The sequence below is a fragment of the Pseudomonas aphyarum genome, from assembly GCF_028657055.1.
Lineage (GTDB): Bacteria > Pseudomonadota > Gammaproteobacteria > Pseudomonadales > Pseudomonadaceae > Aquipseudomonas > Aquipseudomonas aphyarum.
This window is the reverse complement of sequence record NZ_JAMDGS010000009.1, coordinates 288,637-312,742: the sequence shown is the minus strand read 5'-3', so window position 1 is coordinate 312,742 and position 24,106 is coordinate 288,637. Positions and strand designations below refer to the sequence as shown.

At 62.4% G+C, this 24,106-nt stretch carries 7 protein-coding genes; 2 read left to right on the top strand and 5 right to left on the bottom strand.

All coding sequences use genetic code 11. The features are described from left to right. Positions 1–2: 2 nt before the first annotated feature. From M5G18_RS14175 to M5G18_RS14165, 3 genes are all read right to left on the bottom strand, one after another. Positions 3–932, bottom strand: coding sequence for a diiron oxygenase (locus tag M5G18_RS14175; protein WP_273897835.1), 930 nt, complete (start codon positions 930–932; stop codon positions 3–5). Next, on the bottom strand, positions 929–1,702 hold the full coding sequence (locus tag M5G18_RS14170) for a DUF3050 domain-containing protein (RefSeq protein WP_273897837.1): 774 nt from the start codon (positions 1,700–1,702) through the stop codon (positions 929–931). Before M5G18_RS14170 ends, M5G18_RS14175 begins: the two co-directional genes overlap by 4 nt. Before the next feature lie 755 nt (positions 1,703–2,457). Further along, positions 2,458–3,168, bottom strand: coding sequence for a GntR family transcriptional regulator (locus M5G18_RS14165; RefSeq protein ID WP_273897839.1), 711 nt, complete (start codon positions 3,166–3,168; stop codon positions 2,458–2,460). Between the two features lie 193 nt (positions 3,169–3,361). Here M5G18_RS14165 and lapG point away from each other — a divergent pair, with 193 nt between their 5' ends. Together lapG and lapD are read left to right on the top strand one after the other, a co-directional pair. Further along, positions 3,362–4,054: a cysteine protease LapG gene (gene lapG, locus M5G18_RS14160; RefSeq protein WP_007960234.1), complete on the top strand. Its 693-nt coding sequence runs from the start codon at positions 3,362–3,364 to the stop codon at positions 4,052–4,054. 14 nt (positions 4,055–4,068) lie between these two features. Further along, on the top strand, positions 4,069–6,015 hold the full coding sequence (gene lapD, locus M5G18_RS14155) for a cyclic di-GMP receptor LapD (protein ID WP_273897842.1): 1,947 nt from the start codon (positions 4,069–4,071) through the stop codon (positions 6,013–6,015). Positions 6,016–6,280: 265 nt separating this feature from the next. Here lapD and M5G18_RS14150 read toward each other — a convergent pair whose 3' ends face one another. Both M5G18_RS14150 and M5G18_RS14145 read right to left on the bottom strand, forming a co-directional pair. Next, positions 6,281–6,619, bottom strand: coding sequence for a hypothetical protein (locus M5G18_RS14150; protein ID WP_007960236.1), 339 nt, complete (start codon positions 6,617–6,619; stop codon positions 6,281–6,283). Between the two features lie 146 nt (positions 6,620–6,765). Continuing rightward, a complete protein-coding gene (locus M5G18_RS14145; protein ID WP_273897844.1) occupies positions 6,766–23,895 on the bottom strand; it encodes a LapA family giant adhesin in 17,130 nt (5,709 codons plus the stop codon). Between the last annotated feature and the right edge of the window lie 211 nt (positions 23,896–24,106).

Sequence of the window (24,106 nt, the reverse complement as noted above, 5' to 3'; positions counted from 1 at the left end):
TGTCAAACCAGGTAGTCGCGCAGGGCGTGCTGCACGCACGGTGTGTCGAGCAGCGAGCTGTTGTGGAAAAACCGCACGATGTTGCCCACCAGCGGGTGGTGGCGATTGATCGGGAAGGCCAGCCCGGCCATCTCGTCCTTCAGCGCTCGACGCGTTGCATCGTTGACCGGCAGGGTATCGATCAGGCGCAGGTCGAAGGCCTTCTGGATGTCGTTGGTCAGGTAATGGCCGATGAACACCGGCAGGATCTGTGCGATGCATTCGCGATCCGCATCGCTCGCTGTGTGCCAGTAGATGCGCACCATCCGCGCCCAGAAACTCGAGTGCCGGCCCTCGTCGAGCAAGTGGTCGGCCATCAGGCCCTTGATCGACGGCTTGACCGTGTCGTCCCGGGCGAACGCTGCGACATCGCCGGTCACGGTGTTTTCGGCGATGGCGACGCAGATCAGCTCCACGGCGCTTCGCAGGTGTTGCGGGGCCAGTTCGACGGCCGCCGGAATCGCCCGGCTCAGCTCGATTTCGTTCGGCAACTCGATGGGCTCGATGCCGGTCATGGCCACGGTCTGCTGCATGAAATCCATCGCTACCAGCGCGTGGTAATCCTCGTCCACGACCACGGTCATGGCGTCGTAGCGACAGGCGAACGGGAAGGCCACGGCGAAGCGGTTCTTGGCGATGCTGCGCGCGGTTTTGTCGACGATCTCGGTTTCGAAAATCACCACGTCGTTGATGAATTTGTACAGCGTCTGCACCAGGGCGAAATCACGCTGTTCCGGGCATTCGCGCAGGAAAGTTTCGCTGAGCACCAAGGGCTGGCGGCTGAGCGGATAGATCAGCCGCGCGTCGTCCTCCAGCACGCGGCGTGGCCGGGTGCGAATGGTCGCGCGGCTTTCCCAGGCATCGGCGAAAGACTGGTAGTCGGCGGCGTTCATTGGGCCACCTCCGCCAGCGGTTCGCGCATGCTCAGGCGCAGGCCGTCCCACAGGGCGATGCGGCTTTCCACGGCGGCGATGGCGCTGGCGTAGACTTCGGCTTCGCGCTGCGGATCGCCGTCCACCAGTCGATCCAGCAGTTGTTCTGCGGCCGGGCCGTGGTCTTCGGAGTCGACTTCGATGTGTCGCTCGAGGTAGTAACGGAAGGTCGGCGCCTGTTCGACGCCGATGCCCCAGGCATCGAGCATGCGCTGGAACATGGTCGGGATCACGCTCTCGCGACCGTGCAGGAAGGCGGCGGCCACGCTGTGCCCCGGCGCATGCAGCGCGATGTGCAAGGTGTCACGGACGAACCGTGCAGCGGCCGGATCGACCTCGACGCTTTGCAGGGCGACGTCGTAACTCACGCCTTCCTGCTGCAGCGTCACGAAGCGCTCCACCGCTGTCGTGTCCGCACCGACTTCGCGCATCGCATCGAGGTACAGTTCGAAGTGACTGTAATGCCCGTGTGACAGCCGATCGTCCGATTCTTCCCCGAGCACGATTTCGTTGATCAGTCTTGCCGCGTGCGGATCCCGTGGCGGCAACCACGGCAGACGCGTGCAAGTCAGTTCCTGCTGCAGGCGCTTGGTCAGCGACATGAAGTCCCAGACAGCAAATACATGGGACTCCATGAACCGGCGCAATGTCGCCAAAGAATCGATTTCGGAGAAGATCGGATGAACGCTGAGTTCGGCTTTCTTTAGTGTAAGTTGCTCTTTAGTTGGCATGGTTGCGAGACTCTGGCTAATAGGGAAGTAGGGATTGCTCAATCAATCGCTAATAACGCTGAACAAGTTTCTCCAGGCGAACGACAGCCTCATTCGGTTTCGATGAAAGCAGGCAATGTCTGAAGGGCCCAAAACTACAGCGGACGGTCAAGCCGTCGCAATCGAGGCCGTACTGCAAGGTTGTGCCGGGTTTGTCATTTCGGATCCAAACTCGGCGAAGAAAAACTAATACATCGCAAAACAACTTAACAAGTTTATTTTTAATTATTTTTAGTTGGCTGTTTTTGAAGTATGAGTGAGTCTGATAAAACTTATAAGTTAAGTTTTATTTGGGCGTAGTTGCTCCTTTCGGCGTTTAATGGCCAAAATTGAACGACAAGAGTGAATGCCTCACTCGAAGCAACTTTCCAATTGAGTAATTGAATGAATATGAGGGGATGAAGTCGGGCTGTAACGGCGCCGTTTCTTCCTGTTCCCGTGACAAGGCTCCTTCCGTAGGTTCCTGGTGCGGGGACTGCTGCCGGGGCGGCGCGTCCCCGTTCTATATTGGGTTGGCGATCCAAGGGTGCGCGTAAATCGGCGCCGCGGCTATCGTCGAAAATGACTTCCTTGCGGTGCAAATTCCGGGCTGTTCAAAGCAGGGGGGAGGTTAGAGCGCAGGCGTCGATGTGCCACGGCAAATGACCGTGACCGGTGGGGGGATTTGTAAGCGGGTTATTCGCCGGGTGAGTGGAGGCTCACCCGGGAGGGAGGATTCAGCGCGCCGCTTTGCGGCTTTGGCCGGCGGAGCTGGCGAGGTAACGGGTGATCACCTCGACACCGCGATTGAGGTGCTGCTCCAACAGTGTCACGGCGTGCGGGATGTCACGCTCTTTCACGGCCTGCAACAACGCACGGTGATCGTCCTGGGAGAGTTTGCCCAGGCCCATGGCCTCGAGGTTGAAGCGCAGGAAGCGCTCTTCTTCATTCAAGCCATCTTCCACCAGCCGCAGCAGCCGGCCATTGGGCGCCTTGCTGTAGAGCGCCATGTGAAACAGACGGTTGAGCCGGCCGATTTCGGTGTAGTCGTGCTCGATTTCCAGCTCTTCGATGTAGCCGGCCGCGCGTTCGTGATCGGCCGGGGTCAGCAGCGGGATCGACTGGCGCAGCGCTTCGGACTCCAGCAGGATGCGCAGCTCGTAGGTTTCCGTTGCGTCGCCCTGGATCAGCGGTGCCACCACGGCGCCCTTGTGGGCAATCACGCTGAGCAGGCCCTGAGCCTCGAGCTGACGCAAGGCTTCGCGCACCGGCATGCGGCTGACACCGAACAGGTCGGCCAGATCCTGCTGGCGCACGGCAGTGCCGCAGGGCAGGCGCCCGTCGAGAATCGCGGCGCGCAGGGTTTCTTCGATGACCGAGCGCGCCAGATGCGCGGGAATCGGGCCGTCGACTTTGATGCTGTGGAGTGGCTTGGGCTTCTGGGTCACAACTGCACACCCTATGACTGCGGATTTGGATCCAAAGGACACTAGTGATTGCTCTACAGGTTGTCAAACCGTGTAGAAGAACCCTGTCACATCTGAAGTTTAGCGCGCCAGCGATGATCTCAGGGTGCCATTGTTTTTTGCTGGGCTAACCTTCACCATCAAGCGCTTTCCTCTCTGCCCTGGATGCCTTGCATTGGCGGTACGTTTCGCAATCCCACGGATTGCGCGCTGGCTTGCCTGCGCGCTGCTGCTGGCCGGCATCATGCTGGGCGGCCTGCATGCCGATTGGGATTTTTCCGCGATCAGTCGCAAGGCCACGGCACTTTACGGGCCGTTGGGCGCCGGGCAACAGCGGATCGATGCCTGGCAGAATCTGCTGGCCACGCAGAAGCAGGTCAGCGAGATGGAAAAGCTCAAAGTGGTGAACCTGTTTTTCAACAAACAGATGCGCTACGTCGAAGACATCGATCTGTGGCACGAGGTCGATTATTGGGAGACCCCCATCGAAGCCTTGTGGAAAGGCGCCGGCGACTGCGAAGACTACGCGATCGCCAAGTATTTCAGCCTGCGCCACCTCGGTGTGGCCAGTGACAAGTTGCGCATCACCTACGTCAAGGCCCTGCGCCAGAACCGCGCGCATATGGTCCTGACTTACTATTCCAGCCCTGACGCCATGCCGCTGGTGCTCGACAGCCTGATCGACCCGATCAAGCCGGCCGCCGAGCGAACCGATTTGCTGCCGGTCTACTCTTTCAATGCCGAAGGGTTGTACCTGCCGGGCGCCAAGGGCAACAAGAAGGTCGGTGACACCAAACGCCTGTCACGCTGGCAGGATGTGTTGAAGAAAATGCAGGCCGAAGGATTTCCGGTCGAGACGACTAACTAGGAGCACGCGCTCAGATGTCTTTGTTCAAACAGCTGTTGATCGCTATCTGTCTGTTCCTGGTGGTCGCCTTCACCGGCAGCTTCATGGTCAGTCTGGAGAGCTCGCGCACCCAGTACGTCAACCAGTTGCGCTCCCACGCGCAGGATGCGGCCACGGCGCTGGCGCTGTCGTTGACGCCGAACATCGATGACCCGGCGATGGTCGAGCTGCTGGTCAGTTCGATCTTCGACAGCGGTTATTACTCGAGCATTCGCGTGGTCGACCTGAAGACCGACCAGACCATCGTCGAGCGCAACGGCATTCCGGCGGTCACCAACGTGCCGGACTGGTTCGTCAAACTGATCGGCCTGGAACCGGCCGGTGGCGATGCGCTGGTCAGCCGTGGCTGGGAGCAGGCGGCGCGGGTCGAGGTGGTCAGCCACCCGATGTTCGCCCTGGCCAAACTCTGGCAGAGCGCACTCGGCAGCCTTGGCTGGTTGCTGGTCTGCGGTGCGGTGAGTGCGGTGCTGGGCGCGTTGTTGCTGCGCCGGCAACTGAAGCCGCTGGATTACATGGTCAAGCAATCCCACGCTATCGCCCGCCGCGAATTCCTCAGCCTGCCGGACCTGCCGCGCACGCCTGAATTGCGCCGTGTGGTGCTGGCGATGAACCAGATGGTCGAGAAGCTCAAGGCACTGTTCCAGGAGCAGGCCGAGCGCAGCGAAAAACTGCGCACCGAGTCCTATCAGGACAACCTCACGGGGCTGGCCAACCGGCGTTATTTCGAGATGCAGTTGAATGCAAGGGTGAGCAACCCGGAGCAGGCCAGTTCCGGTTATCTGCTGCTGTTGCGGGTCAAGGATCTGGCCGGGCTGAACCAGCGTCTTGGCGGTCAGCGTACCGATGAATTGTTGAAAGCGGTTGGCGAGCAACTGTCCCGCGAGTGCGCCAAATATCCGGAAACCCAGAACCTCGTCACCCGGATTCGCGGCGGTGAATTCGCTGTGCTGGCGCCGGGGCTGACCCGCGAAGAAGCGTTGCAACTGGCGCAAAGTCTCGACAGTGCCCTGAGCAGCCTGCACGCGACAGGCGCCACCGATGTGGCCGCCGTGGCTTCTATCGGCCTGGCACCGTTCGCTCACGGCGATTCGCCGCAAGCGGTCCTCAGCCTCGGCGATCAGGCGCTGGCCCAGGCCGAAGGGCAGGGCGAGCAGAACTGGGCATGCCTCGATCAGAGCCTGGTGGCGGATGTCGGTGACGATCACCACGCCTGGCATCGCTTGCTCGATCAGGCGCTGAACCAGCGGCGCTTCGAGCTGTTCTTCCAGCCGGTAGTGGCGGCGCAGGACACGCAACTGGTGCTGCATTACAAAGTGCTGTCGCGCTTGCTCGACGAGCAGGGCCAGACCATTCCCGCCGGACGCTTCCTGCCGTGGCTGGAGCGCTTCGGCTGGACCGCGCGACTGGACCGTTTGATGCTCGAGCGGGTGCTGGAGCAGATGGCCGGTCATGAAGAATCCCTGGCGCTGAACCTGTCCTCGGCGACCCTGGCCGATTCGCAGGCGTTGAACAAAGTGTTCGAGATTCTGCGGACGCATTCCAACCTGGGGGCGCGCCTGACCCTGGAAATCGGCGAGGAACAATTGCCGGAACAAGCGGTGCTGGAACAGTTGACCCGGCGCCTGCGCGAGCTCGGTTTCTCCCTGAGCCTGCAGCGCTTCGGCGGGCGCTTCAGCATGATCGGCAACCTGGCGCGGCTCGGGCTGGCGTACCTGAAGATCGATGGCAGCTACATCCGGGCGATCGATCAGGAAAGCGACAAGCGCCTGTTCATCGAAGCGATCCAGCGCGCGGCGCACAGCATCGATCTGCCGCTGATTGCCGAGCGGGTCGAGACGGAAGGGGAGTTGTCGGTAATTCGCGAGATGGGGTTGTATGGGGTTCAGGGGCAGCTGTTTGGTGAGCCTGCGCCTTGGCGGTGAGTCATTGAGATCGCTGCCCTCACCCTAGCCCTCCCGAAACGTCGGACCGCCCGGAGGGAGAGGGGACCGATTGGGGGATGCTCCACAGATCCGCCGACGTGCAAGAGCTTCGCTGAATCCGTAATCGAAGGCTCACTGACGTCAGGGTATGAATCCATAATCGACTCGATTTTTCAGGTCGATGTATAGCGTAAGACACCTCGGTCTGCTCCCTCTCCCTCCGGGAGAGGGCTGGGGTGAGGGCAGGCTTTTGATTCCGGGTAGATCAGATCAACCCGCCCTCATCCTCATCAATCAGCTGACTCAACCCGCCCAACGCTTCCCGCGCCTGGGTCCGGTCCATCAACTTGGCCTGGGCCGCCGGCGGCAGGTCGGTGACGCGGATCACGCCTTTGCTGGTCAGCACCTGAATCAGGTCGTCGAGTACCCGGATCATTTCCAGGTCGCTCTGCTTGAGCTGTTTGAGGCTGTTCTCCACGGCCTCGTTGGCGTACCAGGCCTGGATTTCGTGGTGGTCGGCCGGCAGCGTTTCCGTGGCCTCGGCGTAGGCCGCAGCTTCCACGCGAATCAACTGACCCTGCGCATCGCGTTGCACGTAAAACATTGAGCATCCCTCGGAAATGGACCAGCGTCATGCTGTCAGCAGCATAGCCAACTGCGCGCGAGTATGCGGTGCGCCGACGCAATCGTCACCGGTTCAAGCGCCGCAAACGTGACGGCCGCCCCAATGGGGCGGCCGTTGTTCACGCATCAGCTGTTGTTGTGGTCGACCTTGATGGTCGGATCGCTGCCGGCAATCAGGTTGTGAATGTTGGCACTCGACCAGTTGTTGCCTTCGAGTTTGATCGTCACGTCCGGTGTCGCGGCTGCGGCATCGCCCGAGTTGAACTTGCCGCCCGAGCTGACTTGCAGCGACGACACGCCGTCGACCGTGGTGATCTTCAGGAAGTTATCGATGGTGCTGCCGGTCTCGCCCTGCAACAGATCACGCAGGTCGATGCGGTCGCCTTCGCTGGCCTTGAAGTCCTTGATCACGTCGTTGCCGGTGTCGCCTGATTTCCAGACGAAGGTGTCACCACCGGAACCGCCGATCAGGATGTCGTTGCCCGGGCCGCCGATCAGCGTGTCGTTGCCGGTGCCGCCGAGCAGGATGTCATTGCCCTTGCCGCCGTCGAGCAGGTCGTTGCCGCCCGAGCCGAACAGGATGTCATTGCCCGCGCCGCCCAGCAGCGTGTCGTTGCCGTCGTGGGCACCGGACACATCGAACGCCTGATAGTGCTCGGTGATGTACTGGTGCACGTTGCTGGTGGTGACTTTGCTGACGTCGACTCCGGTTTCCTTGGCCACGAACGCCTGCATCGCCTGATAACCCTCGCCGGCAATGCCGTTGAAGCTCACCAGGTCGCCGAACAGGATGTCGTTGCCGTCGCCACCGCTGACGGTGTCGTTGCCCGGCATCGTCGCTTCGGTGTGGCCGATGATCGAGTTGGCCAGGTCCTTCGGATCGATGTTGGTCTGCGGCGTCTTGTCCGAATCGTACGGTTTCAAGTCGTTGAGGCTGACACCGTTGTTGAGGCCGATCGCTTCGACGTTCGACAGACCGCTCAGCAGCGCGAAACCGGCGGCGGAGTTGTCGGTGGTGTTCGACGAAGTGCTGTTGCCGCTGCCGGCCAGGCTCGAGATCTCGTAGGTGCCGTCACCCTGGGCGTGGATGGTGCCCAGGCTGTTCCAGCTCCAGTTGTTGTTCTTGAGCGTCTGCAGCACCACTTCACCGGAGGTGCTGATGCTCAGGTAGTGGGTGCTGTCGATGTAGGTGGCGAAGCTGCTGCCCAGCTTGTAGTTGCTGGTTTTCACTACGTCGTCGAGCTTCACGTTGCCGTACAGCGTCGGGTTGGTCTGCTCGTTGCTCTGGTAGTAGGTCGGCTGGCCGTCGGTGATGAAGTACGTAAGGTTCTTCGCCCCGGTGTTGGCCACCGCTTCAGCGCTCTGGAAGAAGTTCGCGGTAGCCTTGAACACGTCTTCGTAGTTGGTGCCGCCGCCGGACGACATCGAGTCCAGCACGGCCTTGAGCAAGGTCAGCGCGTTCGGGTCGTTGAGGTTCACCGACACCGATTTGTTGACTTGGGTATCGAAGTCCACCAGGAAGATGTTCACCGTGCCGGAGTTGCTGCCCAGGCTCTGCTTGAGGGTGTTGAACACCGACGTCAGCGAGTCCTTGGCGGCACTGATCGACGAGGCGCTCATGCTGCCCGAGCTGTCGACCATGAACGCGATGTTGTAGTTGGTGCCCGGCACCACGGTCAGGCCGCCGATGTCGGCGACGATGATGTCGTTGCCGTCGGTACCGCTGACGGTGTCGTCGGCCGAGGTGGCGACAATCGAGTTGTAGATCGCCGGCACCACGGTGACCGGAATGGTCGCGGTGGTGCTGGCCGAGCCGCCCACGGCCTCGGTGGAGGTCGAGGTTACAGTCAGGTTGAACTGGCCGTTGTAGTAAGTCGGCGGGGTCACGGTCAGGGTGCCGAGGTTCCAGCCGGTGACGTTGGCGTCGCCGCTGGTGGCGGTCACGGTGAAGCTGTGGCCTGCGCCGTCGCTGAGCACCGAACCGACCGGTGCGCCGCTGATCTTGATGCTCAGGGTTTCCGAGCCGTCGGTGTCGGTCAGCGCGGTGCTGATCGACGACAGTTTCACCGTGGTGCCTTCGGCGCCGGTGTTGAGTTTGTAGCCGTCGTAATAGCCTTCGCCGTTGTTGCCGTGCAGATCGGAGACGGTCACGCCGGCATTCACCAGATCCTGCACGCCGGTGTAGATCGGCACGCCGGCACTGCTCAGGTCGATCGGCGTGCTGCCGTTGACCGACAGGTTGACGTCGTAGCTGCCCGGACCGCTCTGGTTGTGGTGGTAGATGTCCAGGGTGTAGTAGCCGCTGGTGGTCGGGGTGAACGAACCGTTGAGGTTGCCACCCGCGCCCCACGTGGTCGAGGCCACGTTCTTGCCGCCGATGGTCACCAGCAGGCTGTCATCACCGGTACCGCTGAAGGTGTAGGTCTTGCCGGCTTCCAGATAGATCAGGCCCGAGGTTTTCGACGCGGTGCCGGCGGTCACGCTGCCATCGGACTGCACGTTGTTCACGGTGCCGCTGGTGTTCGGCTTGCCCGCGCCGTCGATCACGTTTTTCAGGGTGGTCGAATTCGCGCCGCTGCCGTCGGTGCCCAGGCCCGACAGACCGGTCCAGACTTCCTTGATCAGCCCGGTGGACTTCACGCTGTTGTCGGCGACCGACAGGGTCGGTGCATCCGCCACCGGCGTGATATCGATCTTCACGGTGCCGGTGTTGCCCAGCAACTGGCCGTCGGTTGGCTGGAACTTGATCTGTGCGTAGTCAGCCTGGTTGTTGCCCAGGCCGGTGCCGCCGTAACCGTTCACGCCCGACTCGTTGGCATCCGGCAGGAAACGCAGCTTGCCAGCGTCGATGTCGGCCTTGCTGAAGGTCTGGTTGGTGGCGACGTCTTTCCAGGTCGAACCGTCCAGGTACTGCAGTTTGCCTTCGCCCGGCAGCTGGGTAATTTTCACGCCCAGGCTGCTGGCCGGGCTGTCGACGTCGCTGACGCCGAAGGTCGACCAGCCGAGAACCAGCGGGGTGTCTTCGGTGCCGGTGACGTTGACCGGTGCAGCGACCGGCGCGTCGTTGATCGCCACCACGTTGACCGTGGTAGTCGCGGTGTTGGAGTAGTTGCCGCCATCGGTCACGGTCACGGTGATGATCCGCGGCACGGTGCTCGGGTCTTCACTGCTGTTGGTGAAGCTGATGTTCTTGATGGCCTGCATGTAGTCGGCGAGCGTCGCGTTGCCCGACAGGGTCAGCGTGATCGTGCCGTTGGTGCTGTTGGCGTTGATGGTGATGCCGTTGACGCTGTTGCCCAGATTCAGCGCATCGCCGTCCTGACGGTTGGTCAGCACGACGGTGGCGCCGGTCAGCATGGTGCTGTCCGGGTCGGTGATCTTGATGTCGGTGTCGGCAATCGACACACCTGCGCCCGGGGTGTTCTCGGTGAAGGTCACCTTGTAGTCGGCACCCGTTGCACCGCTGGAGTTGTTGGCGTCGAGGTCGATGACCGGCGGTGCATCGTTGTCGATGATCGAAGTGCTGACGCTGCCATTGGTGCTGCTGACCGCCAGGTTTTCGAAGTTGCCACCGGTGGCCGAGTCGATCTTGACCACGAAGTTTTCGGTACCTTCGGTGATCTTGTCGTCGATGGTCGCAACGTTGAACTGCGCGCTGCTGGCACCCGCCGGGATCTTTACGGTGTACACGCCGGTGAAGTCCGAACCGTCGGCGGCGGTGCCGCTGTAGACGATTTTCAGGGTCACTTCGGTTTGCGCCGGGTGGGTCAGGCTGACGGTGTAGCTGGCGGTCTGGCCTTCGGTCACCGAGGTGCTGCCGGTGATGCTGACGGTGGTGGTGTCGATGGTGTCGGTGACGCTGGTCACGGCTGGTGTGTTGCTGGTCACCAGGTTTTCGAAATTGCCGCCGGTGGCGTTGGTGATCGTGGCCTGCACGTTACCGGCGTCCTTGTAGACGTCATCGGCTGGCGCAGGAACGGTCACGGTACCGGTGGTCTTGCCTGCTTCGATGGTGATCACCGAACCGTTGCTCAGGGTCACGGTTACTGGCGAGCCAGCGGCGTTGGTCAGGGTTGCGGTGTAGGTGATCGAACCACCCTCTGCCACGGTGCCGGTCGCGCTGAGCGACAGGTTGGTGGTGTCGATGGTGTCGGTGACCGTGGTCGAGACCGGAGTTTTGTCGGCCACGAGGTTTTCGTAGTTGCCGCCAGAAACGTTGGTGATCGAGTTGGTCAGCGGTGTGTGGCCGGTCAATGCGTCGTTCGGCGCGGTGGTGGTCACGGTGCCGGTGGTCTTGCCGACTTCGATGGTGATCGACTGACCGTTGGCCAGGGTCACAGTCACAGGTGAGCCTGTCACTGGCGCGCCGACGGTCGCGGTGTAGACAACGTTGCCACCCTCGGCCGCCGTCGTGGTCGCGGTCAGCTTCACGGTGGTGGTGTCGATGGTGTCGGTAACGCTCGTCACCGCTGGTGTGGTGCTGGTGACCAGGTTCTCGAAGTTGCCACCGGTGGCGGATTTGATCGTGGCCTGCACGTTGCCGGCGTCTTTGTAGACGTCATCGGCTGGTGCAGGAACGGTCACGGTGCCGGTGGTTTTGCCGGCTTCGATGGTGATCACCGAGCCATTGCTCAGGGTCACGGTCACTGGCGAGCCAGCAGCGTTGGTCAGAGTCGCGGTGTAAGTGATCGAGCCACCTTCAGCCACGGTGCCAGTCGCGCTGAGCGTCAGGTTGGTGGTGTCGATGGTGTCGGTGACGGTGGTCGAAACCGGCGTTTTGTCGGCCACGAGGTTTTCGTAGTTGCCACCAGAAACGTTGGTGATCGAGTTGGTCAGCGGCGTGTGGCCGGTCAACGCATCGTTCGGCGCGGTGGTGGTTACGGTGCCAGTGGTCTTGCCGACTTCGATGGTGATCGACTGACCGTTGGCCAGATTCACGGTTACCGGCGAGCCAGTCACCGGCGCACCTACGGTAGCGGTGTAGGTGACGGTTCCGCCTTCGGCCGCCGTGGTGGTCGCGGTCAGCTTCACGGTGGTGGTATCGATGGTGTCAGTAACGCTGGTCACCGCTGGCGTGGTGCTGGTTACCAGGTTCTCGAAGTTGCCACCGGTGGCGTTGGTGATCGTGGCCTGCACGTTGCCGGCGTCCTTGTAGACGTCATCGCCTGGTGCTGCGACGGTCACGGTGCCAGTGGTTTTACCCGCTTCGATGGTGATCACGGCGCCGTTGCTCAAGGTCACGGTCACCGGAGTGCCCGCAGCATTGGTCAGTGTCGCGGTGTAAGTGATCGAACCACCCTCGGCGACCGAATTGGTGGCGCTGAGTGACAGGTTGGTGGTGTCGACGGTGTCAGTGACGGTGGTCGAAACCGGGGTCTTGTCGGCAACCAGGTTCTCGTAGTTGCCGCCGCTGACGTTGGTGATCGCGTTGGTTAGTGGCGCATGACCATTCAACACGTCGTTAGGCGCGGTGGTGGTGACGGTACCGGTGGTCTTGCCGACTTCGATGGTGATCGATTGACCGTTGGACAGGTTTACGGTCACTGGCGAGCCAGTCACAGGAGCGCCCACAGTCGCGGTGTAAGTGACGGTGCCACCTTCGGCCGCTGTCGCGGTCGCGGTCAGCTTCACGGTGGTGGTATCGATGGTGTCAGTAACGCTGGTGACCGCTGGTGTGGTGCTGGTGACCAGGTTCTCGAAGTTGCCACCGCTGGCGTTGGTGATCGTTGCCTGTACGTTGCCGGCGTCTTTGTAGACGTCATCGGCTGGTGCAGGAACGGTCACGGTGCCGGTGGTTTTACCGGCTTCGATAGTGATCACGGCGCCGTTCGACAAGGTCACGGTCACTGGCGAGCCAGCGGCGTTGGTCAGGGTCGCGGTGTAGGTGATCGAACCGCCTTCGGCCACGGTGCCGGTCGCGCTGAGCGACAGGTTGGTGGTGTCGACGGTATCGGTGACGGTGGTCGAAACCGGGGTCTTATCAGCCACCAGATTTTCGTAGTTACCACCGCTCACGCCGGTGATGGCGTTGGTCAATGGTGCATGACCGGTCAGCACGTCGTTTGGCGCGGTAGTGGTCACGGTGCCGGTAGTTTTGCCAACTTCGATGGTGATGCTCTGGCCATTCGACAGGTTCACGGTCACTGGCGAGCCAGTCACAGGAGCGCCCACGGTCGCGGTGTAAGTGACGGTGCCACCTTCAGCAGCTGTCGCGGTTGCGGTCAGCTTCACCGTGGTGGTGTCGATGGTGTCGGTGACGCTGGTCACCGCTGGCGTGGTGCTGGTCACCAGATTTTCGAAGTTGCCGCCTGTGGCGTTTGTGATCGTGGCCTGCACGTTGCCGGCGTCTTTGTAGACGTCATCGGCTGGCGCCGCGACGGTCACGGTGCCCGTGGTTTTACCGGCCTCGATGGTGATGACAGCGCCATTGCTCAAGGTCACGGTCACCGGGGTGCCCGCAGCGTTGGTCAGGGTCGCGGTGTAGGTGATCGAACCACCTTCGGCCACGGTGCCAGTCGCGCTCAGCGACAGGTTGGTGGTGTCGACGGTGTCGGTCACGGTAGTGCTGACCGGCGTCTTGTCGGCCACCAGATTTTCGTAGTTGCCGCCCGTCACGTTGGTGATCGCGTTGGTCAGCGGCGTGTGGCCGTTGAGCGCATCGTTAGGCGCCGTGGTAGTCACGGTGCCGGTGGTTTTACCCACCTCGATGGTGATGCTCTGGCCATTCGACAGGTTCACGGTCACTGGCGAGCCAGTCACGGGAGCGCCCACGGTCGCGGTGTAGGTGACCGTGCCGCCTTCAGCCGCCGACGCGGTCGCGGTGAGTTTCACCGTGGTGGTGTCGATGGTATCGGTGACCTGGGTCACGGCCGGAACAGTGCTCGGCACCAGGTTTTCGAAGTTGCCACCGGTGGCATTGGTGATGTTGGCCTGCACGTTGCCGGCGTCTTTATAGACGTCGTCGGCTGGCGCGGCAACGGTCACGGTGCCAGTGGTTTTGCCGGCTTCAATGGTGATGACTGCACCGTTCGACAAGGTCACGGTCACTGGCGAGCCAGCGGCGTTGGTCAGGGTCGCGGTGTAGATGATCGAACCGCCCTCGGCAACCGAATTGGTGGCGCTGAGGGTCAGGTTGGTGGTGTCGACCGTGTCGGTGACGGTGGTCGAAACCGGCGTTTTGTCGGCTACGAGGTTCTCGTAGTTGCCGCCCGTCACGCCGGTGATCGCGTTGGTCAACGGCGTGTGGCCGGTCAGCGCATCGTTCGGTGCGGTGGTGGTGACGGTGCCGGTGGTCTTGCCGACTTCGATGGTGATCGACTGACCGTTGGACAGGGTCACGGTGACTGGCGAGCCGGTAACAGGCGCGCCGACGGTCGCGGTGTAGGTGACAGTGCCGCCTTCAGCCGCCGACTCGGTCGCGGTCAGTTTGACCGTGGTGGTATCGATGGTGTCGGTGACGTTGGTGACCGCCGGAACAGTGCTCGGCACCAGGTTCTCGAAGTTGCCACCGGTGGCGGTCGAAATGGTCGCTTCGACTTTGCCGGCGTCTTTGTAGACGTCGTCTTTCGGTGCGTCGACAGTCACGGTGCCGGTGGTTTTACCGGCTTCGATGGTGATCACGGCGCCGTTGCTCAAGGTCACGGTCACCGGGGTGCCCGCAGCGTTGGTCAGGGTGGCGGTGTAAGTGATCGAACCGCCCTCGGCCACAGAATTGGTTGCGCTGAGGGTCAGGTTGGTGGTGTCGACCGTGTCGGTGACGGTGGTCGACACCGGCGTTTTGTCGGCCACGAGGTTTTCGTAGTTGCCGCCCGTCACGCCGGTGATCGCGTTGGTCAGCGGCGTGTGGCCGTTGAGTGCATCGTTCGGTGCGGTGGTGGTGGCGGTGCCAGTGGTTTTACCCACTTCGATGGTGATCGACTGACCATTGGCCAGGGTCACGGTCACAGGCGAGCCAGTCACTGGCGCGCCAACAGTCGCGGTGTATGTGACGGTGCCACCTTCAGCGGCCGTTTCGGAAGCGGTCAGCTTCACGGTCGTCGTGTCGATGGTGTCGGTGACTTCCGTTACCGCTGGCACGGTGCTCGGCACCAGATTCTCGAAGTTGCCACCGGTTGCGTCCTTGATGGTGACTTCGACTTTGCCTGCATCTTTGTAGACGTCGTCTTTCGGCGCGTCGACGGTCACGGTACCGGTGGTTTTACCGGCCTCGATGGTGATGACGGCGCCGTTGCTCAGGGTCACGGTCATGGCCGTGCCGGCCGGGTTGGTCAGGGTCGCGGTGTAAACGATCGAGCCACCTTCGGCCACGCTGTCGGTCGCGCTCAGCGACAGATTGGTGGTGTCGACGGTGTCGGTCACGGTGGTGCTGACCGGGGTTTTGTCGGCGACCAGATTTTCGTAATTGCCGCCGCTCACGCCAGTGATCGCGTTGGTCAGCGGGGTGTGGCCGTTCAACGCATCGTTCGGCGCGGTGGTGGTCACAGTGCCGGTGGTCTTGCCCACCTCGATGGTGATCGACTGACCGTTGGACAGGGTCACGGTCACAGGCGAACCGGTCACAGGCGCGCCGACGGAAGCGGTGTAAGTGACGGTGCCACCTTCAACTGCCGACTCGGTCGCAGTGAGTTTCACCGTGGTGGTGTCGATGGTGTCGGTGACTTCGGTCACGGCCGGAACGGTGCTCGGCACCAGGTTCTCGAAGTTGCCACCGGTGGCGGTCGAAATGGTTGCCTCGACTTTGCCTGCATCTTTGTAGACGTCGTCTTTCGGCGCATCGACGGTCACGGTGCCGGTGGTTTTGCCGGCCTCGATGGTGATCACGGCGCCGTTCGACAGGGTCACGGTCACCGGAGTGCCGGCCGGGTTGGTCAGGGTCGCGGTGTAAACGATCGAACCACCCTCGGCCACGGAGCCAGTGGCGCTCAGGGTCAGGTTGGTGGTGTCGACGGTATCAGTGACGGTGGTCGAAACCGGCGTTTTGTCGGCCACGAGATTTTCGTAGTTGCCGCCAGTCACGCCAGTGATCGCGTTGGTCAGCGGCGCGTGGCCGTTGAGCGCATCGTTCGGCGCGGTGGTGGTGACGGTGCCGGTGGTTTTGCCGACTTCGATCGTGATCGACTGTCCGTTGGACAGGGTCACGGTCACAGGCGAACCGGTCACAGGCGCGCCGACGGTAGCGGTGTAAGTAACGTTTCCGCCTTCAGCCGCCGACTCGGTCGCGGTCAGTTTCACCGTGGTGGTGTCGATGGTGTCGGTGACGTTGGTCACGGCCGGAACGGTGCTCGGCACCAGGTTCTCGAAACCGCCACCGGTGGCGGTCGAAATGGTTGCCTCGACTTTGCCGGCGTCTTTGTAGACGTCATCTTTCGGCGCATCGACGGTCACGGTGCCGGTGGTTTTACCGGCCTCGATAGTAATGACGGCGCCGTTCGACAGGGTCACGGTCACCGGCGTACCCGCCGGGTTGGTCAGGGTCGCGGTGTAAACGATCGAACTGCCCTCGGCAACCGAATCGGTGGCCGTCAGGTTCAGGTTGGTCGTGTCGACAGTGTCCGATACCGAGGTGTCGGCGGACTTGCCGTCGACCGCCAGGTTTTCGTAGTTGCCACCGGTGGCCTTGTCGATGGTCACGCTCAGCGAGCTGCCGCCGGCCAGCGGGCTGTTCGGCGCGACGAAGTTCACGGTGCCGGTGGTCTCGCCGACGGCGATGGTGATGGTCTGTCCGTTGGACAGGGTCACGACGACCGGCGAACCGGTCACTGGCGCCGTCACGGTCGCGGTGTAGACCACGGTTTCGCCTTCGGCGACGTTGGCGGTAGCGGTCAGCGACACGGTGGACGTGTCGATGGTGTCATTGACGGTGGTGACCGCCGGGGCGGTGCTGGTGACCAGGTTCTCGAAGTTGCCACCGGTGGTGGTCGAAATGGTCGTCTCGACTTTGCCGGCGTCCTTGTAGACGTCGTCTTTCGGTGCATCGACGGTCACGGTGCCGGTGGTTTTACCGGCCTCGATGGTGATCACGGCGCCGTTGCTCAACGTCACGGTCACCGGGGTGCCGGCGGCGTTGGTCAGGGTCGCGGTGTAGGTGATCTGGCCACCTTCGTTGACTTCCGGCGTGGCGCTCAGGGTCAGGTTGGTGGTGTCGACGGTGTCGGTCACGGTGGTGCTGACCGGCGTTTTGTCGGCCACGAGGTTTTCGTAGTTGCCGCCGCTCACGCCGGTGATCGAGTTGGTCAGCGGCGTATGGCCGTTGAGTGCGTCGTTCGGCGCGGTAGTGGTGACGGTGCCGGTGGTCTTGCCCACTTCAATGGTGATCGACTGACCGTTGGCCAGGGTCACGGTCACAGGCGAGCCGGTTACCGGGGCGCCAACGGTGGCGGTGTAGGTAACAGTGCCGCCTTCAGCCGCCGACTCGGTCGCGGTCAGTTTGACGGTCGAGGTGTCGATGGTGTCGGTGACATCGGTGACAGCTGGAACGGTGCTTGGCACCAGGTTCTCGAAGTTGCCGCCAGTCGCATCCTTGATGGTGACTTCGACTTTGCCGGCGTCTTTGTAGACGTCGTCTTTCGGAGCATCGACGGTCACGATGCCGGTGGTTTTACCGGCTTCGATGGTGATGACGGCGCCGTTGCTCAACGTCACGGTCACTGGAGTGCCGGCCGGGTTGGTCAGGGTCGCGGTGTAAACGATCGAACCGCCCTCGGCCACCGAGTCAGTAGCGCTCAGGGTCAGGTTGGTGGTGTCGACGGTGTCGGTGACGGTGGTCGAAACCGGGGTCTTGTCGGCGACGAGGTTTTCGTAGTTGCCGCCAGACACGCCAGTAATCGCGTTGGTCAGCGGGGTGTGACCGTTCAACGCGTCGTTCGGCGCGGTGGTGGTGATGGTGCCGGTGGTTTTGCCGACTTCGATGGTGATCGACTGACCATTGGCCAAGGTCACGGTCACAGGCGAGCCGGTTACCGGGGCGCCAACGGTGGCGGTGTAAGTGACAGTGCCGCCTTCAGCTGCGGACTCGGTCGCGGTCAGTTTCACCGTGGTGGTGTCGATGGTGTCGGTGACTTCGGTAACAGCCGGAACAGTGCTCGGCACCAGGTTCTCGAAGTTGCCGCCGGAGGCATCCTTGATCGTGACTTCGACTTTGCCGGCGTCCTTGTAGACGTCATCTTTCGGCGCATCGACGGTCACGGTTCCGGTGGTTTTGCCGGCTTCGATGGTGATGACGGAGCCGTTGCTCAACGTCACGGTCACCGGAGTGCCGGCCGGGTTGGTCAGGGTGGCGGTGTAGGTGATCGAGCCACCTTCGGCCACCGAGTCAGTGGCGCTTAGGGTTAGATTGGTGGTGTCGACGGTGTCAGTCACGGTGGTGCTGACCGGAGTCTTGTCGGCCACCAGATTTTCGTAGTTACCGCCGCTCACACCGGTGATCGCATTGGTCAGCGGGGTGTGACCGTTCAACGCATCGTTCGGCGCGGTGGTGGTGATGGTGCCGGTGGTTTTGCCCACTTCGATGGTGATCGACTGACCATTGGCCAGGGTTACGGTCACAGGCGAACCGGTTACCGGGGCGCCAACGGTGGCGGTGTAAGTGACAGTGCCACCTTCCGCCGCCGACTCGGTCGCAGTCAGTTTGACCGTGGTGGTGTCAATGGTGTCAGTGACTTCGGTAACGGCCGGAACAGTGCTCGGCACCAGATTCTCGAAGTTGCCACCGGTTGCATCCTTGATGGTCACTTCGACTTTGCCGGCGTCCTTGTAGACGTCGTCTTTCGGCGCATCGACGGTCACGGTGCCGGTGGTTTTACCGGCCTCGATGGTGATGACGGAGCCGTTGCTCAACGTCACGGTCACCGGAGTACCAGCCGGATTGGTCAGGGTCGCGGTGTAGGTGATCGAACCACCTTCGGCCACGGTGCCGGTCGCGGTCAGCGTCAGGTCGGTGGTGTCGACGGTATCGGTCACGGTGGTACTGACCGGGGTCTTGTCGGCTACGAGGTTTTCGTAGTTGCCGCCGCTCACGCCAGTGATCGAGTTGCTCAGCGGTGTATGACCGTTGAGCGCGTCGTTCGGCGCGGTGGTGGTGATGGTGCCGGTGGTCTTGCCGACTTCGATGGTGATGGTCTGACCGTTGGCCAGGGTCACGGTGACCGGCGAGCCAGTCACCGGAGCGCCAACAGTGGCGGTGTAGGTGACGGTGCCGCCCTCAGCCACCGACGTATCGGCGCTCAGTTTCACGGTCGATGTGTCGATGGTGTCAGTCACTTCAGTGACGGCCGGAACGGTGCTCGGAACCAGATTCTCGAAGTTGCCGCCGGACGCATCCTTGATGGTCACTTCGACTTTGCCGGCGTCTTTGTAGACGTCATCGGCAGGGGCCGGAACGGTTACGGTGCCGGTGGTTTTGCCCGCTTCGATGGTGATCACCGAGCCGTTGCTCAGGGTCACGGTCACTGGCGTGCCAGCCGGATTGGTCAGCGTGGCGGTGTAAACGATCGAACCACCTTCAGCCACGGAACCCGTAGCGCTCAAGGTCAGGTTGGTGGTGTCGATGGTGTCGGTGACTGACGTCACGGCCGGGGTCTTGTCGGCGACCAGGTTTTCGTAATTGCCGCCGCTGGTGCCGTTGATCTTCACGCTCAGCGTGTTGCCGCCGGCCAGTGCATCGTCCGGCGCGGTGTAGTTGACGCTGGCGCTGCTGGCGCCGACCGGGATGGTGATGGTCTGCCCGTTGGACAGCGTCACGACCACCGGCGAACCGGTCACCGGTGCGGTGACGGAGGCGGTGTAAACCACCACGCCGCCTTCTACGGTGCTGGCCGTGGCGCTCAGGGAAACGGTGCTGTTGTCGATGGTGTCAGTGACGTCGGTCACCGCCGGGGTCTTGTCGACCACCAGGTTTTCAAAATTGCCGCCCGTGGTCTTGGTGATGCTGGCGTCGACTTTGCCGGCGTCCTTGTACACGTCGTCGCCCGGTGCGGCGACGGTGATGGTGCCGGTGCTCGCGCCTTTGGCGATGTTGATCACCGCGCCGTTGCTCAGGGTCACGGTCATGGCCGTGCCGGCCGGGTTGGTCAGTGTCGCGGTGTAGACGATCGAACCACCCTCGGCGACCGAACCGGTGGCGCTCAGGCTGATGTTGGTGGTGTCGACGGTGTCGGTGACCTTGGTCACCACAGCCGAACGGTTGGCATCGACCTGTTCGAAGTTGCCGCCGCTGTGGCTGGCAATCGCGGTCTGAACCTTGCCGCCATCGATGTAAGGCGTGTTGGCCGGTGCAGGGAAATTCACCGAACCGCTGGTGGCACCGGCGGCGATGTTGATCACCGCGCCGTTGGCCAGGGTCACGGTCATGGCGGTGCCGGCCGGGTTGCTCAGGGTCGCGGTGTAGGTGATCTGGCCACCTTCGCTGACGGTGTCGCTGGCGCTCAGGGTCAGCGTGGTCTTGTCGATGGTGTCGTTGACCGTGGTGCTGACCGGCGTCTTGCTGACGTCGAGCTTCTCGAAATTGCCACCGCTGGCATCGGTCATGGTCACGGTGAGCTTGCTGACATCCTTGTAGACGTCATCGCTCGGTGCCGGGATGGTCACCGAACCGCTGGTCTTGCCGGCCTCGATAACGATGGTCTGGCCGTTGCTCAGGTTGACGGTCACCGGCGTCTGCGCGGCGTTGGTCAGGGTCGCGGTGTAAGTGATCGACGTGCCTTCGAGCACATAGCTTTCGGCGCTGAGGGTCAGGTGCGTGGTGTTGATGGTGTCGGCGACGTTGGTCACCGCTGGCGTCGGGTTGGCCACCAGGTTTTCGAAGTTGCCGCCGGAAGTGTCCTTGATGGTCACTTCGACTTTGCCGGCATCTTTGTAGACGTCATCGGCTGGCGCCGGAACGGTCACGGTGCCAGTGGTTTTGCCGGCTTCGATAGTGATGACGGAGCCGTTGCTCAACGTCACGGTCACCGGGGTGCCGGCCGGGTTGGTCAGGGTGGCGGTGTAGACGATCTGCCCACCCTCGTTGACGTTGCCGGTGGCAGTCAGCGATACGGTGGTGGTGTCGACGGTGTCGGTGATGGTGGTGCTGACCGGGGTTTTGTCGGCCACGAGATTTTCGTAGTTGCCGCCGCTGACGTTGGTGATCGAGTTGGTCAGCGGTGCATGGCCGGCCAGCACGTCATTCGGCGCTGTGGTGGTCACGGTGCCGGTGGTTTTACCGACTTCGATGGTGATCGACTGACCGTTGGCCAGGGTCACGGTCACTGGCGAGCCGGTTACCGGGGCGCCAACCGTCGCGGTGTAAGTGACGGTACCGCCTTCAGCAGCCGATTCGGTCGCGGTCAGTTTGACGGTCGACGTGTCGATGGTGTCGGTGACCTGGGTCACGGCCGGCACTGTGCTCGGCACCAGGTTTTCGAAGTTGCCGCCGGTTGCGCCGGTGATGGTCGCTTCGACTTTGCCGGCATCCTTGTAGACGTCATCGGCAGGCGCCGGAACGGTCACGGTGCCGGTGGTCTTGCCGGCTTCGATGGTGATGACGGAGCCGTTGCTCAACGTCACGGTCACCGGAGTGCCGGCCGGATTGGTCAGCGTCGCGGTGTAGATGATCGAGCCGCCCTCGGCCACCGAATCGGTAGCGCTCAGGGTCAGGTTGGTGGTGTCGACGGTGTCAGTGACGGTGGTCGAAACCGGAGTTTTGTCGGCGACCAGATTCTCGTAGTTGCCGCCGCTCACGCCGGTGATCGCGTTGGTCAGCGGTGCATTGCCGGCCAATGCGTCGTTCGGTGCGGTGGTGGTCACGGTGCCGGTGGTTTTGCCGACTTCGATGGTGATCGACTGACCGTTAGCCAGGGTCACGGTGACCGGCGAGCCGGTTACCGGGGCGCCAACTGTCGCGGTGTAAGTAACGGTGCCACCTTCAGCTGCCGACTCGGTGGCGGTCAGTTTGACGGTGGTCGTGTCGACGGTATCGGTCACGTCGGTGACGGCCGGAACGGTGCTTGGCACCAGGTTCTCGAAGTTGCCGCCGGTGGCGTCCTTGATGGTGACTTCGACTTTGCCAGCGTCTTTATAGACGTCATCGGCAGGGGCCGGAACGGTCACGGTGCCGGTGGTCTTGCCCGTTTCGATGGTGATGACGGAGCCGTTGCTCAACGTCACGGTCACTGGTGTGCCGGCCGGATTGGTCAGGGTCGCGGTGTAAACAATCGAACCACCCTCGGCGACGGTGCCGGTGGCGCTCAGGGTCAGATTGGTGGTGTCGGCAACGTCTGTCACCGTGGTCGAAACCGGAGTCTTGTCGGCCACCAGATTTTCGTAATTACCGCCGGAAACGCCGGTGATCGAGTTGGTCAGTGGTGCATTGCCGGTCAACGCATCGTTCGGCGCAGTGGTGGTCACGGTGCCAGTGGTTTTGCCCACTTCGATGGTGATCGACTGACCGTTGGCCAGCGTCACGGTGACCGGAGAACCGGTCACTGGCGCGCCAACAGTAGCGGTATAAGTGACAGTGCCACCTTCAGCCGCCGACTCGGTCGCGGTGAGTTTCACCGTGGTGGTGTCGATGGTGTCAGTGACTTCAGTAACGGCCGGAACGGTGCTTGGCACCAGGTTCTCGAAGTTGCCGCCGGTTGCATCCTTGATGGTCACTTCGACTTTGCCGGCGTCTTTGTAGACGTCATCGGCTGGCGCCGGAACGGTCACGGTGCCGGTAGTTTTGCCAGCTTCGATGGTGATGACGGAGCCGTTGCTCAACGTCACGGTCACCGGGGTGCCGGCAGGATTGGTCAGGGTCGCGGTGTAGACGATCGAACCGCCTTCGGCCACGGAACCGGTAGCGCTCAGCGACAGGTTGGTGGTGTCGATGGAGTCGGTGACCGTGGTGGTCGCCGGTGTCGTGTTCGGTACCAGGTTTTCGAAGTTGCCGCCGGTGGCACCGGTAATCGTGGTGCTGACGGTGCCGCCGTTGTTGTAGACGTCATTCGGTGCGGTTGGCACGTTGACGCTGCCGGTGGTCTGGCCGGCGCCGATGGTAATCGTCGAGCCGTTCGACAGGGTGACGGTCACCGGCGTCTGCGCCGGGTTGGTCAGGGTCGCGGTGTAGGTGATCTGGCCACCTTCGACCACAGTGCCGGTAGCGGTCAGGGTCAGGCCGGTGGTGTCTCGCGAATCGACGATCGTGGTAACGGCCGGTGTCGGGTTCGGCACCAGGTTTTCGAAGTTGCCGCCGGTGGCACCGGTGATGGTGGTGGTGACGGTGCTGCCGTTGTTATAGACGTCATTCGGCGCGGTCGGCACGTTGACGGTGCCGGTGGTCTGGCCGGCGCCGATGGTGATGGTCGAGCCGTTCGACAGGGTGACGGTCACCGGCGTCTGCGCCGGGTTGGTCAGCGTGGCGGTGTAGGTGATCTGACCGCCTTCGGTCACGCTTGGCCCCGCCGTCAGGGTGACGGTGGTGGTGTCGATGGTGTCGGTGACCTGGGTCGTGGCCGGGGTGGTCGGCGGGGTCACGGTGATGCCGCCGCCGCCAGTGGTGCCGGTGACCGTCACGTCGATCTGGGTCGGGTCGTTATAAACAGTGTCGTTCGGTGCCAGCGGCACGTTGACGGTGCCGGTGGTGGAACCGGCCGGAATCACGATCACCGCGCCGTTGGACAGGGTGATGGTCAGGTCGGTCAGCGGCGCCTGGGTCAGGGTCGCGGTGTACACCAGCACGCCGCCGGCTTCGGTGATGCTCGGCGTGGCGCTGAGGCTCAGGGTCGACTCGCGCAGGGCGTTGGCGGTGGTGTCGGTGGTCTGGCCACCGGTGGTGTCCTGGGCGACCTGGCCGGCGGAGTTGATGCCTGCGGTCGGGAAGCCAATGGTCGGGTCGACGCGGCCGGCGGTCGCATCGAGCATCACGAAGCTGTGGCCACCACCGGCGGCGCCAGTCCCTGCGGCGCTCGGGCCGGCAGCGGTGGCTTCAAGAGCGGTGGTCGGGTCGACACCGGCGGCGATGGCTTGTTGCAGCTCTTCTACCGACGGCGCGGCTTGCGCGGTGGCTTCGGCCAGGTCAGTGCTGGAATCCGGGGTATCGGCGCTCCACTGAGTGTCTCGGCCCAGATCGATCGTGCGGCCATCGGCCAGTTCCAGGGACACGGCACCGGAAACGCCGGTGTCGACCTGATCGCCGGCAAACAGCCGGTCGCCTTCAACGAGTACGCGACGGACGCCCTCTGGGGACACCACGAAAACCTGACCGACAATGCTTTTGACGATGGCAACAACACTGCTCATTGAAGACTCTCCGGGGTGTCACGTTCAGTTGACTTCCATAGACCTGATGGCTTTTCTGCGCCGATTCAGTCTGGACGTACTTTTTAAAAAATGTGAATCAAGTTTGACGCTGCTATTCGTCAATATTTTGGCTAGATTCTTTCGCTATTAACTTTATGCCAAACTATTGACCTTATGGATGCCATCCTAAACAATCGCCCCACTAATGTCA